The organism is Corallococcus sp. 4LFB (assembly GCF_046520365.1).
Lineage (GTDB): Bacteria > Myxococcota > Myxococcia > Myxococcales > Myxococcaceae > Corallococcus > Corallococcus caeni.
Genome location: NZ_JBKGHJ010001116.1, coordinates 1 through 886, shown reverse-complemented (window position 1 = coordinate 886; position 886 = coordinate 1). Strand labels below are relative to the sequence as shown.

1 protein-coding gene is annotated in these 886 nt (G+C 71.6%); it reads right to left on the bottom strand.

Annotation, left to right across the window (positions count from 1 at the left end):
- Positions 1 to 886: AMP-binding protein (locus ACLEQD_RS44420; RefSeq protein ID WP_410391933.1), on the bottom strand; the 886-nt coding region annotated here is incomplete at both ends.

Sequence of the window (886 nt, the reverse complement as noted above, 5' to 3'; positions counted from 1 at the left end):
CGCCAGCGCACCACGTCGCCGGTGCGGTAGAGGCGGGCACCCGGGGTGGAGGAGAAGCCATCCGGGATGAAGCGGTCCGCCGTCAATTCGGGACGGTTGAGGTAGCCGCGAGCGACGCCCTCGCCGCCGATGAACAGCTCCCCCGCGACGCCGACGGGCACGGGGCGCAGCGTGCGGTCCAGCACGTAGACGCGCACGTTGGGCAGGGGCCTGCCGATGGTGGGCGTGGGCGAGGCGTCGAAGGCGCAAGCGGTGGCGTCGACGGTGCACTCGGTGGGGCCGTAGACGTTGAAGACGCGGGGGCGCGGGACTTGGGCGAGGTGACGCCAGGTGGCCGGGTCCACGGCTTCACCGCCCACGAGGACGCGGCGGGGAATGGACTGGCTCTCCAGCAGGCCTTCATCCACCAGCAGGCGCAGGTGCGCGGGCGAGCAGTCCAGGACGTCCAACGCGTCCTGGCCAATGCGGTGGACGAGCTCGCGCACGTCGGCGCGGGCCTCGTCGGGGACGATGCAGAGGGTGTGGCCGTCGAGCACCTGGATGAGCTGCTTGACGGAGGCGTCGAAGGAGAGCGGCGCATTGACGCTGACGCGCTCTGCCGGCTGGGCACCGGAGTGCACGGTGGCGGCGAGTGCGACGCGCAGGTTCAGCACGGAGCGGTGCTGAATCATCACGCCCTTGGGGCGGCCGGTGCTGCCGGAGGTGTAGATGATGTACGCCAGGTGCTCCGGCGTGACTGACGTCACCGGGGCGTCCAACGCCTCACGGGAAAGGTCCGCGGCGTCGGAGTCCAGGCAGAGGTCGTGCGCGGCGTGCGGGGGCAGCGAGTCGCGCAGGCGCTGCTGGGTAAGCACCACTGGAGCGCCCGTGTCGGTGAGGACGTGGG